We start from the raw sequence: 14,745 nt of genomic DNA on the forward strand, positions 1-14,745 counted from the left end.
GCGCGCTCTTCGTGTGCCAAAACCAAACTCAAAACTTCCACTAAGGAGGCAAAAGATGCGAAAGGTATTGCCCTACCTAGGCACCTCTCTCGCGCTGCTTGCCGCCGCCTGGGCGATGCCCGCAAAGGCTCAGGACCAGAACCCGTTCAAAGATGTGCCGACGGACCACTGGGCCTATCAGGCGGTGACCGACCTGCAGCAGAAGGGGATCATCGTGGGCTACCCGGACGGCTACTTCCGGGGTCAACGTACACTCACCCGCTACGAGTTCGCGGTCGCTCTTGAGCGCGCACTCCAGAAAATTCAGGCCATGCCCGGCCCGGCCGGCCCGCAAGGCCCTCCCGGCCCGCAAGGCGAGCAAGGGCCTCCAGGCCCTCCAGGCATGACGCCGGAAGAGGTTACCGAACTTCGCAACCTCACCCATGAGTTCCAAACCGACTTGGCCAACCTCGGCGCCGATGTGAAGCAGATCAACCAGCGCCTCGATGAGCTGGCCGACCAGGTGAAGGCCATCAATCAGCGCCTGGACAAGATGCCCCAAGTCAGTGGTGACGTCTTCTTCGGCGTGCGTAGCAACCTCTCTCGCCTGCCATTTATTGACGAGAGCGGTACCTTCCAGCCCGCCAATAAGTCGCTGGCCGAGAAGGTCTACTCTACCCATGACGTTCACCTCAAGGTTGGGGCGAACTTGCCCGACAACGTGAAGCTCAACCTCGACCTGGTAAGCTCCAACTATCTCTCCAGCTATACCGGTGGTGGGCTGGGCACCACACCAGGCCCCTCTACGAATGGCTACGCCCAGGATACCACCCTGTATGCGGCCAACTTGGACATCCCGATCTCCTTCCTAGGCAAAAATACGACGCTTACTATCGGGCGATTCGGGAACCAAGTGACCCAGCTCACCTACTATCGGCCCAACACCGACTACTACTTCGACCTGCCGTGGTACCAGGATGGCAACTGGGTGCAGGATGGTTTCCGCCTGCAATCCAAGTTCGGCAGCGCCGAAACCCAGCTGTTTGCGGGTAGCTTTAGCTCGCTCACCGGCACCGGTGCTACACCGAACATCAATACGCCGGTCATCGGAAACGTCTACGGCATCCGCGGCTTCAGCCCCATCGCTCCCTTCTTTGGGCTGAGCATGCTGGGCAACACCGTGGCGACCCAGGTGGCCGGTTTGCACATCGGCGTGCCGCTCTTCAAGCTCGGTGAGATCGGCCTGTCGCTGATTGATACGAGCGGCCCTGTGGCCGCAGGCCCGTTGGCGTTCAACAACGTGCTGGTCTACGGGGTTAACCTTAAGCTCAAAGAGCTTGGCAAGTTCAACGTCAGCGGTGAGGCTGCCAAGAGCGTTCGCGGTAAAAACCTCACCGATACGGTGGGCTACAACGGCGACGACAACGCCTACAAGATCGATGTGAACTACAACACCGGGCCTTTGAGCGCCGATGTCAACTACCTGTACGTTGACCCGTCCTTTGGCGCCCCCGGCTACTGGTTGCGTATCGGGAACTTCTATAACCCAACCAACCTGCAAGGCCCAAGCGCCCGCGTAGGCTACACCTTCTCCGATAAACTCTCTGCCTACATCGGCGGTAGCTACTTGGCCGGCGCACGCAACCGCGTAGCTCCCGGTGGTGCCGGGTTCACCACAGGTAGCTTTGTGGTGGTCGGCAAGGCGGGGGTGAAGTACAGCCTCAACAAGTACCTTGACCTGAGCGCCGACTACGAGGGTGACTTCTACAACCTGTCCGGCTCGGTGACGCCAACCGGTAAACCCGGCTATCCAACCGAGCAGTACGTCACCTTCGGCGTGGGGGTTCATCCCACCACCAACACCACCCTCCAGTTGGCCTACCAACTGTTGACCTACCGCGATACCGGCGGTGGCTTGGGTGGCGCCCTTCCCGGTGGCAAAACCTCCAACGCCAACGTGCTCACCATTCAGGGCAACGTGAAGTTCTAAACGGTTCTCAGAACCGATCCAGGAACCGTCGAGCTGCTGGCTCGACGGTTCTTTTTTTGCCGCTTCGTTTTTGGCAGGCGTATCCACAGGCACTCTGCTTCTCTTAGTAAACAGCTAGTAAACAGCCCTGACTACATCTTGCAACGTTCTCAGGCCATCAAGCCCGTTGGCGAAAAGCCGCAATCAGTACGAACCATACTTTATTTCGCATATGAGCCACGCAAAACATCGAAACGAAAGGGTCTACTTTGATGTCATAATAAACGACAGTCTCTCACATATTTGAGAGGCTGCCTAAAAGGAGGAACACAAGGATGAAAACCAAACATCTGTTTGCCATCGCAGCTACTGGGCTTGCCCTCGCCCTGCCGCTCTTCTCCGGCAGACCTGCCAGCGCTCAAGACACGAACGACCAGTTCCAAGCCGATCTGCAAAAAGCGATGGATACCCTCAATCGCCTGCAACAGCTTCTCGATCAAATCGCCAACAGGCAAAGCAGCGATCAAGGGAATATGAACAACTCGGGTGGCTCGGATAACTCCGATTCGGGCAACAGCGACTCGAACTAACTCCCTCTAAGCCAGATCGACTCCTGCCATGTTCGCGCACGACCGACAATGGTGATGGGCTTTTGCGTATAGAAAGTGGCAGGAGTTTTATATGCCCAACCGTCGTCTGTTGCGTCCCAATAAAACCGATAGGCCTACACGGCTAACGCGCCGCCAACTCCTTCTTGCCGGGGCGCTGCTCGGCTTTGGGGGGATAGTGTGGGAGACCGAACACCTTGTGGTAACGCGCCACCGATTGGAGGTGCGGGGACTACGCACCTCCTGCCGTGTGGTACAACTTAGCGATCTGCATCGCTCCTGGTGTGTGCCGGAGAGCTTCATTGCACGGGTGGTAACCTGCGCCAAAAGGCTCAGGCCGGATGTGTTGCTTTTGAGCGGCGATTTTGTTACAAAACACTCCGCCTATATCGCCTCTTGCGCTCGCCAGCTTTCACGGCTCCATCCACCTCAGGGGGTGTATGCCGTGCTCGGCAACCACGATTATCGTTGCGACCAATGGCAAGGCGCACCGGCCGTGCAAGAGGGGCTACAGGCCGTTGGCATTCAGATGCTGACGAACCGAAGCCTAAAACTGGACTGCGGTCTTCGCCTTGTGGGCCTAGACGACTGTGAAACGGGTTCCCCCGATCCCGATGCCGCCTTCGGCCGTCTCACTCCAGGCGAACCGCTCTTGGCTTTTACCCACAATCCCCTGCTCTTCGATGTGCTCTGCGGCTTCCCTTGTGTCACTTTGGCCGGCCACACGCATGGAGGGCAGATATACATTCCCGGCATAACCCCGCTTTTTATGGACGAGCGCGCTCGCTACCTGCGTGGCTGGTTCCAGAAACCGCAATGGCCGGGGCGTATGTACGTCTCTTGTGGCCTGGGCACCATCGCCATTCCTGCCCGCTTTAATGCCCCTGCCGAGATCGCCCTTTTTGATCTTGTTCCGGCTTAGGCTGCCGTCTGCTCGGTTAGCATCGCTTCGGCCAGCGCCAAATTGTGTTGGGCCTCGGCGTGATCGGGATGAAGGGTAAGCTCTTGGCGGTAGGCGAGCACGGCCGCCTCATAGGCACGTAACTGGAAATAGCAGTTGCCCAGCACGAAAAAGCCGGAGCGCCGATTCGGCTCGACCTGCAGGCCTGCCGCGTAGACATCGGCGGCGCGATCGTAGCAACCAAGCTTATACAGCAGATCCCCTGCGTTAAAGTAGGCGTTTCCGTAGTTGGGGCCTACCCGAATCGCTTCGGCATAGCAGTCAATCGCCTCCGCAATCCGGTCGAGGGCGGTGAGCACGCGACCTAAGTTAACATAAACCTCCGGCGTTTCGCAGCCTTGTGCGTTCAGACGCAGGTACAGCTCTAACGCCTCCTCCCATCTCTGCAGATGTTCGCAGCAAGATGCGAACTTGGCAAGAACGGATATGTCGTTCGGTTGGCGCAAAGCGGCTCTTTGCCAATAGATATAGGCCTCCTCGTAGTCCTCTAACTCCATCAGAAGCTCGGCCAGCTCTCGCACCAACATCTCGTTGGTGGGCAGATGCTCCAGCAACGTTTCCAATACATCGCGTGCCTCTTCTTTTCTACCCAGCTGCCGAAGCGCCTGCGCCATAAGATGACGTGCTTCATGCAGGCCCGGCCGCAACTCCAAAGCCTTTGTACAGCAGTCGAGGGCTTCCTCGTAGCGCCCTTGCCCTTGTAAGGCGAGCGCTAAGGCATAGTAAGCTTTGTAACTGCCAAGCCCCTGATCGCCGGCCTCCGCATAGAGATGTTCGCGCTGCGTGCCCAGTTTAAGCGCTTCACGAAATGCAACCTCGGCCTCCTGATAGCGCTCTAGTGACAGAAGGCACTGCCCCTTTGCGAAAGAGAGACCCGAATGTTTGATCTTAAGGCTCTCCGCATGTCGGCAAACCTCTAGTGCCTGTTGAAAACGACCGAGCGCATGAAGCGCCAGCGCCCACTCATAAAAAAGGATGTAGGTGTATTCGTGCTTTGAGTCGGCCTCGGCGGCTGCCTGCTCGAAGTAGCGGGCGGCATTGGCCATGTCGTTTTGGGTAAAGTAGGCGTTGCCCAAGTTGAAGAGTTGAAATGGCCTTAAGGTGGCATCTTGGCACTCGGCAACCTCGCGTTCGAGCATGCGGAGGAATCGCTCGTGCTTGTTACGCTCTTGCATGATCTCGTGCGCGTAGCCGTAGTGATCGAGAACAAGCCCATCGTAAGAGGCCGTTTTGTAGCCGAGCCTGGTAAGCGAGAGCATGTTCTGCTCATGCACCCGCCCCTCGAAGTGAACGCCGGGCACAAGCCGAAACAGACGCACTCCATGGTGCACCACCACCTCACCCTGCTCGTTACGCTGGGGCGCGGAGAGCCAGTTGCGTATTTTCACCATGTAGCCCCCCACGTCTGCAGGGGCCTTTTCAATGGCGTTACGAAAATAAACCCCTGCATTCGGTGCGATCTCCTCATCTGCATCCAGCCAGAGCGCCCAGTTTCCTGTGGCATGCTGTAGGGAGACGTTACGAGCCTCCGAAAAATCGTCTTTCCAAACGTGCTCGATGACCTTGGCGCCGAAGGAGCGAGCGATCTGGGGCGTCTCATCGCTCGAACCGGTGTCCACCACGATGATCTCGTCCACCACGTCCTTCGCGCTTTGCAGGCAGTTCGCCAAAAATCGCGCCTCGTTTTTCACGATCATGCAGAGCGAAAGGCGGGGCTTTCCCGAACCTCCTTCGCCATCGAGCGCTTTTTGAGCCTCTTGGTGGGCGCGCATCAGTTGACGGTACTCCTCCGAACTCTTCACCGCATGACGTCGGGAAGAGGGAACCGCCCGTAGCCGTTTGCGCGCCTCCTGCAGCACCCATCGCGCGCTGCGTTCCAACGTTCTTCGCACCTGCGGTTCCCCTGGAGTTAAGCGGAAGGCCGCCAGGGCATGTGGTAAAGCCTCCTCTCCTCGGCCATGCATCAATAGGAAGTAGGCCAGGTTGTGGTGCAAGTCGCGCGAGTTTGGATGCTTTGTCATCGCCTGTTCCAGCACCTTAATGGCCTTTTCGCCGTTTCCGGCGTGGTAGTAGCACAGGGCAAGCGCGTTGCAGAGGTCGGCATCTTCCGGTTGCTCTTGCAGGCAGGCCTCGATCTCGGGGAGAAGTCCTTCCCAATGCCCTTCCCGCGCCCTTTGAAGCACGCTTTTCCGGCGCGATTCCCAATCGGCAAAGGGCTGTAGAAATTCGGGTTCTGCATCCAACGGCAGCGCTTCGAGGCCGAAGGGTAGCCTCTCCGTTCGGCTCTCTGCCTCCCAAACCGCCTTTAAGCGTGTTAAAGCGATGCGGGCCGCATGCGCCCACGTGTGGTTTTGCGCCATATGTTGGGCGGCGCGAAGCCCGCGCTCTTGGGCCTCTTCCCGATTTGCGGCCACCCGTCGCATAAGCTCCACCAGCGCCTCTAGGTCCGGCTGTGCCCAAAACGGCAGCCCCGCCGTTGGCATATCGCCGATGCGTGCTTCCGAAAAATACTCGATGGTTGCCGGGACAAGGTAGGCGTTGTCGTTTGAGGCGAAGTCGAGCGCCGCGCCGTGACCGGTCACGATCACGGGTTTGCCGCAAGCCATGGCTTCGGCCACGGGCAACGCATAGCCCTCTCCACGATAGGGATGCACCAAACAGTGGCAGCCGGCATAGAGCGCGGCGATCTGTTCGTCGCTTAGTTCATCGTCAAGGTAGAAAAGAGGCGCGCAAGCAGGGCTGGCCTGGAGCTGTTCTATCTGATTTTGTAACGTTTGGCCCCGATAAAAGCTTTTGGCACCGAAGTCTTTGATGATGAGCGCCACATTGTCTTTTGGAGTAAAAGCGCGTTGCCATGCCTCTAAAAGAATATCTGCTCCCTTACGCGGAATGGTGCCGCCGACGAAGAGAAACACAAACGTATCGGGCTTAATGGCAGAGAAGCGAGGGTCGGAGGTAAGATCGAACGGCGGGTGATTGGGGTGGAAACGGTTTGGATTGATACCGCAAGGCACCACAAAAACCTTTTCGGCGGGCACACCGGCCCGAAGATAGCAGTCACGCACGTAGGTGGAGTAGGCCCAAATCTCATCGGCCTGTTGTGCGGAGGCGACCCAGGCAGCCGGGAGTGCGCCATACTCCCACGGCTGAATCACGATGAGCTTGCCATGGTGAGGGCGGCTCCAGTCAGGCGGCCACCGATGGCGCAGCGTGAGAGCCGGCCTCTGCGGCAATGGCCGGGTCTGTAGCTCAAGGAGCTTGGCACCGCGACCCTCTTCAGGCACAAAGGTGGCCGGCTCGTAGTGGTCAATAAAAGGCAAAAACGACTTGGTGAAATCGGGTTCGTCCAAAAGCGCCAGCAGCAGCTCTCGATTGACGTGTGCGAGGCTATGATGCACGAAAAACGAACCGTTCCAAACCAGCGACTTTTGGCCTTGCGAGGCGATTTTTAAGGGCATGAGCTTTTCTCCATAGGGATGTTTGCGGCGACTGTGGCCTCTCGTAAGTCCTCTAGACTATATATCGGCAGATTCGCGGCGCGAGCCAACTCTTCCCAAAAAGGTGCCGCTTGCCCTCCCCTAACGAGCGCTTTTACGCTGCGCACCAGCTTCCAACGCTCCTCTGGGGCGTGGGGCTGAGAGATCAGCAAAACCTTTGAGCCGGCCTCTGCGGAGAGTTGTTGCAGATGGTGGCGCAGAGCGGCTATCACCGCCTTATCCGAATGGCCATTCGGGTTAAACCAAAGGAGAAGCCGCGCCTGTTCCTGGTGCCGTGCATGCTCCCAGAAGGCGTTGACGAGGTTTTTCCAATCCGACTCTTGAGACCATGAAGGGATGGCCAGAAAGTAAAAGAGTCCGGAATGGGCGGATTGAGGCGGCATTTGCCTGGCTTGCTGGAGAAGGCTGCGCAGCGTGTCGCAGAGCGCTTCCGTTCCGGAGGCAGCTTCAAAGAGGGGAAGCCTTTCGTTGAGGAGCGCGATCGCCTGCTCCTGGTGGCCTATATCCATCCATAGCTTGGCGGCCTCTTCCACCGCCTCGAAGAGAAAGGGATGGCACTCAAGCGCTTTGTTGTAGGTAGATAAAGCCTCCTGCCAGTTGCCGAGTGCGCGCTGTGCTCGGGCCAAAAGGAAGTGCATCCATCCGTTTTCGGGGCTATGGGCTACGGCCTCCTGCGCGTAGCGGGCGGCAAGTGAAAACTCGGCACGCTCAAAATGGTATGTCGAGAGCTGGGCCGCCGTATAACCGAGCAGCGTTTTTCGGGCGCCCTCTAAACCCTCCGGCGATTCGGGCGAATGCCTAAGCCATAACGACTCTAGCTGCACGTCGATCGGCTCGTAATGGTGCGGAAAAAGCGGCCAAGCCAAAGGACGTTCGCCGGCCTGCAGCCGTGCATGCAACCCATGCAGATGCAGCCAAGCGCTCTCCTCTTGCCCCAAAGCGCGTTCGACTCTACTTAAACTGTAGAGGGCCGCTAGGTCGCTTGGGTTCTGCATGAGCTGTCGTTCGAGCAGTTGCTTCGCTTCCAACAGATGCCCGACGTTTGCCGGGGAGTTGGGGATTTGGAGGGCTAGTTCGGCGGCAGCCAATCCTCTCAAGAAGAGGCTGGCAGGGTGAGACCCCTCTTTTACGAGGCTCTGTTGCACGCATGGAAGCACGTCCGGCTTCGGTGTGCGCAACCAGTGAATCAGAAGGTGATGCTGCCTCTGTAAGGCAGGCCGATGGCGAAAGGGACGTGGCTTTCGGTTGGCGAGGCGCCATTGCTCGTAGATTGGCTCAAGTTGGCCCAGCAGCCGAGCAAGATGGTGGGAATCGGTGTGTTGTTGCACACGTGCGTGGGCCGCTGCTGCGATGCGGAGCCTCTCTTCTGCGTTCTCCGGCGCCAAGTAAAAGGCCAGTCGCTCCTCCAAGTTTTCTTCCGTGTAAAACACACACTCCTCGCCATCGCGAAACACAAGGCCGATTTCGAGGTTATCGGCCTCATTGAACAGGAGGGCGCCACAGGCCGCCGCTTCGTAGGCACGCATGTTACACTCTCCACGCACACTGTGGTTGAACACAATTTTGGCGCGGTTCATAAGCTGCGTGTAGGCCTCTCCGTAGACACCCGATGTCAGCAGGATGCGATATCTTGTAGAGAGCCGCGCCACGCGCGACAGCATCCGCAAGCGGCGAGAGTGAATGTAAGGATGAAAGCTGCCGATAAACAGCACCTCGATGTCGCGCCGCGCATTGTTTTCGTAACCGGGGAGAAGGCGGTGTTGTTCTGGGTTATAGCCCCAGAGCAACGCATGCTCTACGTTAGAGAAGCCCATGTCACGCAAAACTTGGCAACCACCGAGGTCGGCAACAAGCCAATCGAACACCTCGGCAACGGCGCGAATGGCGTATCCCCCCAAATTCCAATCGCCGAAGACGCCCACCGTGAAGCAGTCCGCATGCTCCAAACCGGCGGGAATAGGGTGGTATTCCGGCGAGCGATGGATGTAGATGTCCGGATGCCACCCTTTGGGGCAGGCGTCAAGCACCTGTTGCCAAGTCATTCCCGGCGTGTAGCCAATATCTCCGCCCTCTCTATGGAGGCATAGAATCTCATCGCCGGCCTTCTCACGCCCAGGCAGGGGGCGTTTTTGAATCAGTTCGGGAACCGTATTGCTAAACCCCAGCAGAATGCGCATCTCGTTCAACCTTCGACAAAGGGAAGCAGTTCGCGATGGAGAATCTCCACAACGGCTTGTGGAGAGAAATGGGCTTCCAAATGAGCACGTGCTTTCACGCCAAGCTCCTTGCCGAACCGCCTATCCTCAAAAACGCGCCGCATCAGTTGGCGCAGGTGCGCACGCGATGGTTCGGCCCAGCGATGCCCTCGAAAGGTCGGAATTTCGGCGGCGGCTTTTTCTGGGACGTCCTGAAGCGTGTAGTCAATCAGGAGGCTATTTTCGGAGTTCATAAAAGCCGTCATTCCGCTCCATCCGGTAGCGATGGTAGGGCGCTCCATGGCCATCGCCTCCATGAACGGCCGTCCCCAACCCTCGCCCCGCGTCGGCAGCACATAACAGTCGGCAGCACGATAGAGCGCCAGCAGTTCGGAGGCGGAAAGCGGCCTATCTAGCAGCAGAATGTCGGGAATGCGTGCCGGATCGCGCCCCAACTCCTCAACAAGGAAGGCCTCGATCTGGGCATAGATTTGAGGCACCGTGTAGCCTAAAGAGGAGTGAACCCGCAACAGGAGCGCCACATCCTCGTCCGGTTGAAACTCCTCTACGAAGGCGGCGATCAACACGTCCCATCCTTTCCGCAAGCTCCAGTCGAAGACGGCAAGAAAGTGAAACCCGCGGTCGCTGGGTAAGGCCAGCGGGGGGCCTTGCGGGTTATAGAGGTCGAGGTCAATAAGGCCGGGCACCACGCGCAACTTTTCCGGCTTTACGCCGGCAAAGGCGAAGGTCTCTCGGTTAAAAGCGCTGGGCACCCATACGGCGTCCATGCGGTTGCAGGCCTCCGCCCAGCCTGGGGGCAGCCGGTCGGTCTCAAACATGGTGCGCCCGATGCTGGCACGCGCGTCCGGAGCCGGCCTTAGATGGCTGCCGAGGATATGCAGCACATAGACGCTACGCGGCTGCGGTGGTTTCAGGAGGAGCTGTTGAAGCAGCCGCTCCTGGTGGGGCGGCAGTCCGGCCACCCGGTCGTTCCAGCGAATCTCCCGTGCAGCGATAGGAGCACCGTGCGCATGGAGGGCGAACAGAAAGTGGCGTGCCTCCTCGGCATAGCCGGTGGGGTCGCGCAGGGGGGCGTGCCAGAGGATGGGAGGAAAGCGGAGCCTTGTGGCCGATGGGGCCGGTAAGCTCATGGCCTCAAGCCCGAACAAGATCGAAATTGTGGATAGCACGCCTCCATGGTGGTCCCTCCTAAGAATTCGCCGCTCTCTATTTCTATCGGCACCCGTGCCCCAGAACCTCAGTCTTTGGCTATTATGTATGCGAATTCAAACAAATTTCTGAGGAAGTTGTTGTCCCTTTTCGCCGCTTCGATGTGCTCATATCAATGGAGAACCAATTTTGCTAGATTTTTCGCGAAGGTGCTATAGGAAAGGAATACGGAACGGTTTCGCCACATAAGAGAATTTACCAAGACAGCCCATCTTGTTTTCGCTGTTGGCTTTCTTATGCTTTTGTCTCATTCCTGCAGGTGGTCAACAATGTAATATTATCATGTATAGCAACACTATGTACCAACTTACTCCAAGCGATACTGATACGATATGGATGGATAATGAAGGCTACTATGATGCAGCTGAAACACAGGAATGGGATGTGGACAGCAACCAGGTTATCATCAAAACTTAAAACCTCCATGGTAAACAGATGGCCGGTCCAATCATCCCATCCTTATTCAGTAGGCTATAATGAATTTTTTTGCTGCTATAATACTCCTTATAGATCGACTTAAGGAGCATATAAAACTGATGTGGAGAAGCTTGTACGGGCCAACCAGCTACCTGAGCTTTCTTGCTCTCTTCTTTCTCATGCCTATTGCTGCGAGGGCACAGCAAGGCGCAGCCCAAAACCCTATAAAGGATGGCCTACCCCTAAACGATACACGTCTCGATCGCAAAGTAGACGTAGAAGGTGTGGGAATTCCTATTGCGCAGCTGTTGCAAAAGATGAGCAGCAATGGCCTTCAGCTGGTAGCAGATAAGAGTTGTGCCGAACAAAAGCTGCAGCTGCGGTTCCACCATCGCCCCTTACGTAGCCTTATGCACGCCTTGGCGGTGCTTTTGCCGGCACATTGGGAGCCTCTTGCGAACCATTCTGGCTATCAGCTTATCATGAATGCCGAAGCGGTGAGTGCTGAGAGACGATGGTGGGACATCTTCCTCGATGTTCGTCGCGCTGCCGAGCAGACCATTCAGGCCACGTTCCTTGCTGCTATGCAAACAACGACCCCAGGTACAGGCCCGCAGCCACCACCCGGCTTTAAATTCCTCTTCTCTCCGAAGGAGACCCAGCAGTTCTTTAATGCTCTCCCGCTCGACCTCCAACAGAGAATTGCACAAACTTTTCAGATCGAGAATATTGCAGACCTCTATACACTTCATAGCGGTGGCATTCTGATGAATACGATACTCGGAGGTACCGAATCGGAACCCGACTCTGTGGTTATTCCTCTCACATCACTGCCTTCAGCGGCCCAGAATATTGTACGCATTCATCAAGAGCAAAAGGGTATCTCGCTTCCAGATAATGCTGTTCTTGTATGCCATGCCGACCTTACCGGAATAACAGTTGTTATACCCGGGCCTAACGGGGCGGGGAGCAGCGGCATCCTGCAAAGGGAAGTCTCGATACCTCCGGCAACCGATCATTCGCTCTGGTTGAGTCAGGTAGGGTTACCTGACGAGGTAAAACAGCTTGGCGGCGCTGCACCTGCCGACCTCAAGGAGCTGGCGCGCTATCAAGAATCCCGCTTCTGGCCGAATCCAAAACCCACCGATCCTGCCGCTCTCAGGCCTCTGCCCTTTAATCGGGCCGATGTGCTGAATTGGCTCGGTCAGCGAGCCGATATCGAGTTCATTGCCGACTACTACGATAAGGGCGGCATTCCATTCCATCCACAAGCCCCGGTCAAGCAACCCCTCGACGATTCCATCAACGACATAGCCTGGGGGTTGGACTTTAGCTGGAAAAAAGAAGGCGATATCTACCTTTTCCGCAATAACCGGTGGTATCGAGATGATCGGCTGCAAGTGCCGGAAGCGTTAGCACAACAGCTATTAGCACAACAGAAGGACTTGCTGCCACCAGATGCCAATGACCCCAAAGCAACGGTAGAATGGCTTGGGAGGGTAGGTCAGCTTCTAGCTAACTTGTCGCCCTGGCAGATCGCCAACGGTTTCCGTTGGCTTACCAAGGAGCGGCTCAGCACCCATATCAACCCCGATCCGGTGCATCCTCTGGCAAATTTCAGCTTGCAGACCATGCTCAATCGTTATCCGTTCTGCCAACTCGCCGATGTGGTTTTGGGTGAGCGTGTCCTCGCTCAGTTCGTGGCAGCCCTTACGCCCGAACAGAAACAGCAGTTGGTGCAGGGCACGCTTCCCTTTGATAGCCTCTCTCCTGCCCTTCAGCAGATGGCCACCTATCTCTCCCCTTCTGTGGCCACTGCCGTCATCTTAGAACAACAGCCGCTTTTGCTCGGCATCGCCCATCGTCCTTTTGGGGCTGGGTATACCCTAACGGCCTCTATGGGCATTGCGATCCGTTAGGAAAAGCGCCTGACAGGGGGGAACGTTTCGGCAGTTGGTACAGAAATTAGGAAGGAATCGTCGTAACTTATGGTAGATTTAGATAGGGGATGCTTTCTAAAACCGATGTTGCCGGTGTGTCGTTGTCACTGCAAAACGTGTGTCCCCAAGGAGGTAATCTATGAGAAGCCGAGTGAGTAGCACCCGATTTCGTGAGATGGTGCAAACGTTTACTACATTGCTAGAGAGCGGCCAATACCCCCTCTCGCAAATCCTCACCACCACGGCGCAGCAACAGAGAAGCCGAATTCTGAAAAGTACCCTGCTGAAGGTGCACGACATTGTCATGCAGGGCTATCCGCTCTCCCATGCCATGGCCAACTTCCCGGATGTCTTCGACCCAGACTTTGTGGCTCTGGTTAGGCAGGGCGAGCGGGGCGGCAACCTCGACGAACGGCTGCGCGACTATCTCGCAAAAGCGGGCTAGCGAGGCCGCTGCCAGTCGCCTAGAGGGCTGCTCCCTGTAAAAATTTGCGGGCATCGAGTCCCTTTTTATCCAGTCTAAAGTGCTTTTATAGTAACGATGGGGAGAAGGAGGAAGGGGCTTGAAGTGGCAAGCCGTGGGGCTGTTTTTCGTGAGGGCGGGAGGTATGAAGCCGGGTTCACCAGCGCCGTATGGTACAGAAGTTCCATGGGAACAGGTAAGGCAGAGAGCGCTTGCCCATCTCCTCGCCCACGGAGTGCCCGAACCGGCGGCAGAAGATGCCATCCAGGAAGCGCTGATTGCTCTGCTGCAAGTGGGCCATCCTCTGCCTTGTGAAGGGGCTTATGTTTGCTGGGTACGTAAAGCGGCCTGGCACATTTGGCTCAACCAGAGGCGAAAAGACCGACCCATTGTTTGGCTTGCCGAGCTTGCTTGCGAGCCTACTTGTCCTCTCTGCAGCGAACGTTGGCAGTTTGTGAGCATGGTATCGCCCGCCCTTTCGTGGGAAGATCGGATGCTTCTGGAGATGCCGTTGCAGGGCTACACTTGCGTCGAGATAGCCAAGAGGCTTGACAGCACAGAGGAGGCGATAAAGAAGCGCTGGCAGCGGCTCTGTAAATATCTGCGCGACGAGTATGCAAAGACGGAGGAAGGGGAGGCCGTTGTCACCCCCCCCCCGCGTGATCCAGATGCCTCTACAGATAGAGGGAGACGGCAATGAACACATCGGCTTCCGACATACCAACGGCCATTCGCCCGAAGAAAAAGACTGGAATAGACAGTTTCCTCAATCTCTCTCTGCTTGCAACGGGGGTAGGCCTGCTATTGGTGCTCCGGCTGCCCATTTTCCAAGGCGGACTTTTCACTGCCCAAACCTATCGTGACTTCGGAAAAGTGCGGTCGGGCAGAACCCTGCAGGCCGAGTTTGTTCTCACCAATCTTCACCCTTGGCCTGTGGTGGTTCAGCAGATAGCAGGGGATTGCGGCTGCACTAACGCTCTTCCGCAAGGAAAGTCTCTCCCCTTACGCCTCTTACCTCTCCAATCCCTTCCCGTTAACGTCTCGATAAACACGTACGGACGAGAAGGGGATGTAACTCGAACCGTCACCATAACGACGACCGATCAACGTCCACAGCACGTTGAAGAAACCCATCTCTACCTACACGCTTATCTGCTTAGAAACTGAAAGGGGCATAAAAATGAAACCGAGACTTAAAGACCTCTTGGCCTCTAAGAAGCTTCGAGTGGCGCTGCTGGCTGTCCTACTCTTGTTGCTTGTGGGCACGGCGGTGCTGCAGTATTTCATGCGTCAACATAACCAAACAACAAGCTCGGTTAGCTTTGTAGAAACGCATGGGTTGGTGCCGGGCAACCCACAACGCGCGGTGGAGGACCTTAAATACATCTGCCAACTGCTTCATACCTACCAACGCCTCCATGGTACCCTGCCTTACTTTGACGACAAAACCCATCTGATGCCGCTTCTGCTGGTGGATAACGATGCG

11 protein-coding genes are annotated in these 14,745 nt (G+C 56.8%); 8 read left to right on the top strand and 3 right to left on the bottom strand.

The window, feature by feature from the left end; genetic code table 11:
* The first annotated feature begins 55 nt into the window (after positions 1-55).
* From VKV18_RS05790 to VKV18_RS05800, 3 genes are all read left to right on the top strand, one after another.
* Positions 56-1,969: an S-layer homology domain-containing protein gene (locus VKV18_RS05790; protein ID WP_324203279.1), complete on the top strand. Its 1,914-nt coding sequence runs from the start codon at positions 56-58 to the stop codon at positions 1,967-1,969.
* 314 nt (positions 1,970-2,283) lie between these two features.
* Positions 2,284-2,538 (top strand): hypothetical protein, encoded by a 255-nt coding sequence (locus VKV18_RS05795; protein ID WP_324203280.1) that lies wholly within the window; start codon positions 2,284-2,286, stop codon positions 2,536-2,538.
* Between the two features lie 91 nt (positions 2,539-2,629).
* Positions 2,630-3,478, top strand: a complete 849-nt coding sequence (locus VKV18_RS05800) for a metallophosphoesterase (RefSeq protein WP_324203281.1) — start codon at positions 2,630-2,632, stop codon at positions 3,476-3,478.
* Here VKV18_RS05800 and VKV18_RS05805 read toward each other — a convergent pair.
* Genes VKV18_RS05805 through VKV18_RS05815 form a run of 3 tightly spaced genes read right to left on the bottom strand, consistent with a single transcriptional unit; the run spans position 3,475 to position 10,399 of the window.
* Complete coding sequence (locus tag VKV18_RS05805; RefSeq protein WP_324203282.1) at positions 3,475-6,975, bottom strand: tetratricopeptide repeat protein; 3,501 nt, start codon at positions 6,973-6,975, stop codon at positions 3,475-3,477. The genes VKV18_RS05800 and VKV18_RS05805 overlap by 4 nt on opposite strands.
* Positions 6,966-9,191, bottom strand: coding sequence for a glycosyltransferase family protein (locus VKV18_RS05810; RefSeq protein ID WP_324203283.1), 2,226 nt, complete (start codon positions 9,189-9,191; stop codon positions 6,966-6,968). The genes VKV18_RS05805 and VKV18_RS05810 overlap by 10 nt, the downstream gene beginning before the upstream one ends.
* A gap of 5 nt (positions 9,192-9,196) precedes the next feature.
* Complete coding sequence (locus VKV18_RS05815) at positions 9,197-10,399, bottom strand: glycosyltransferase family 4 protein (protein ID WP_324203284.1); 1,203 nt, start codon at positions 10,397-10,399, stop codon at positions 9,197-9,199.
* 576 nt (positions 10,400-10,975) lie between these two features.
* Between VKV18_RS05815 and VKV18_RS05820 the strand changes: the two genes are divergently transcribed.
* From VKV18_RS05820 to VKV18_RS05840, 5 genes are all read left to right on the top strand, one after another.
* Entirely contained in the window at positions 10,976-12,775 is a 1,800-nt protein-coding gene (locus VKV18_RS05820) for a hypothetical protein (RefSeq protein ID WP_324203285.1), read from the top strand.
* 160 nt (positions 12,776-12,935) lie between these two features.
* Complete coding sequence (locus tag VKV18_RS05825) at positions 12,936-13,241, top strand: type II secretion system F family protein (protein ID WP_324203286.1); 306 nt, start codon at positions 12,936-12,938, stop codon at positions 13,239-13,241.
* Between the two features lie 118 nt (positions 13,242-13,359).
* Entirely contained in the window at positions 13,360-13,959 is a 600-nt protein-coding gene (locus tag VKV18_RS05830; RefSeq protein ID WP_324203287.1) for a sigma-70 family RNA polymerase sigma factor, read from the top strand.
* Positions 13,956-14,426 carry a DUF1573 domain-containing protein gene (locus VKV18_RS05835; protein ID WP_324203288.1) on the top strand — a complete coding sequence of 157 codons (471 nt, stop codon included), beginning with the start codon at positions 13,956-13,958 and terminating at the stop codon, positions 14,424-14,426. Before VKV18_RS05830 ends, VKV18_RS05835 begins: the two co-directional genes overlap by 4 nt.
* Before the next feature lie 13 nt (positions 14,427-14,439).
* Positions 14,440-14,745, top strand: a 306-nt coding sequence (locus VKV18_RS05840; RefSeq protein ID WP_324203289.1) for a hypothetical protein, incomplete at its 3' end; no start/stop codon positions are given.

Origin of the sequence: Chthonomonas sp. (genome assembly GCF_035294505.1) — a bacterium.
Taxonomy (GTDB): domain Bacteria; phylum Armatimonadota; class Chthonomonadetes; order Chthonomonadales; family Chthonomonadaceae; genus Chthonomonas.

Bases quoted from the DNA above. Each gene is read 5' to 3' on its own strand.
- VKV18_RS05790 (WP_324203279.1), top strand. From the start codon at position 56: ATGCGAAAGGTATTGCCCTACCTAGGCACCTCTCTCGCGCTGCTTGCC.
- VKV18_RS05795 (WP_324203280.1), top strand. From the start codon at position 2,284: ATGAAAACCAAACATCTGTTTGCCATCGCAGCTACTGGGCTTGCCCTC.
- VKV18_RS05800 (WP_324203281.1), top strand. From the start codon at position 2,630: ATGCCCAACCGTCGTCTGTTGCGTCCCAATAAAACCGATAGGCCTACA.
- VKV18_RS05805 (WP_324203282.1), bottom strand. From the start codon at position 6,975: ATGCCCTTAAAAATCGCCTCGCAAGGCCAAAAGTCGCTGGTTTGGAAC.
- VKV18_RS05810 (WP_324203283.1), bottom strand. From the start codon at position 9,191: ATGCGCATTCTGCTGGGGTTTAGCAATACGGTTCCCGAACTGATTCAA.
- VKV18_RS05820 (WP_324203285.1), top strand. From the start codon at position 10,976: ATGTGGAGAAGCTTGTACGGGCCAACCAGCTACCTGAGCTTTCTTGCT.
- VKV18_RS05825 (WP_324203286.1), top strand. From the start codon at position 12,936: ATGAGAAGCCGAGTGAGTAGCACCCGATTTCGTGAGATGGTGCAAACG.
- VKV18_RS05835 (WP_324203288.1), top strand. From the start codon at position 13,956: ATGAACACATCGGCTTCCGACATACCAACGGCCATTCGCCCGAAGAAA.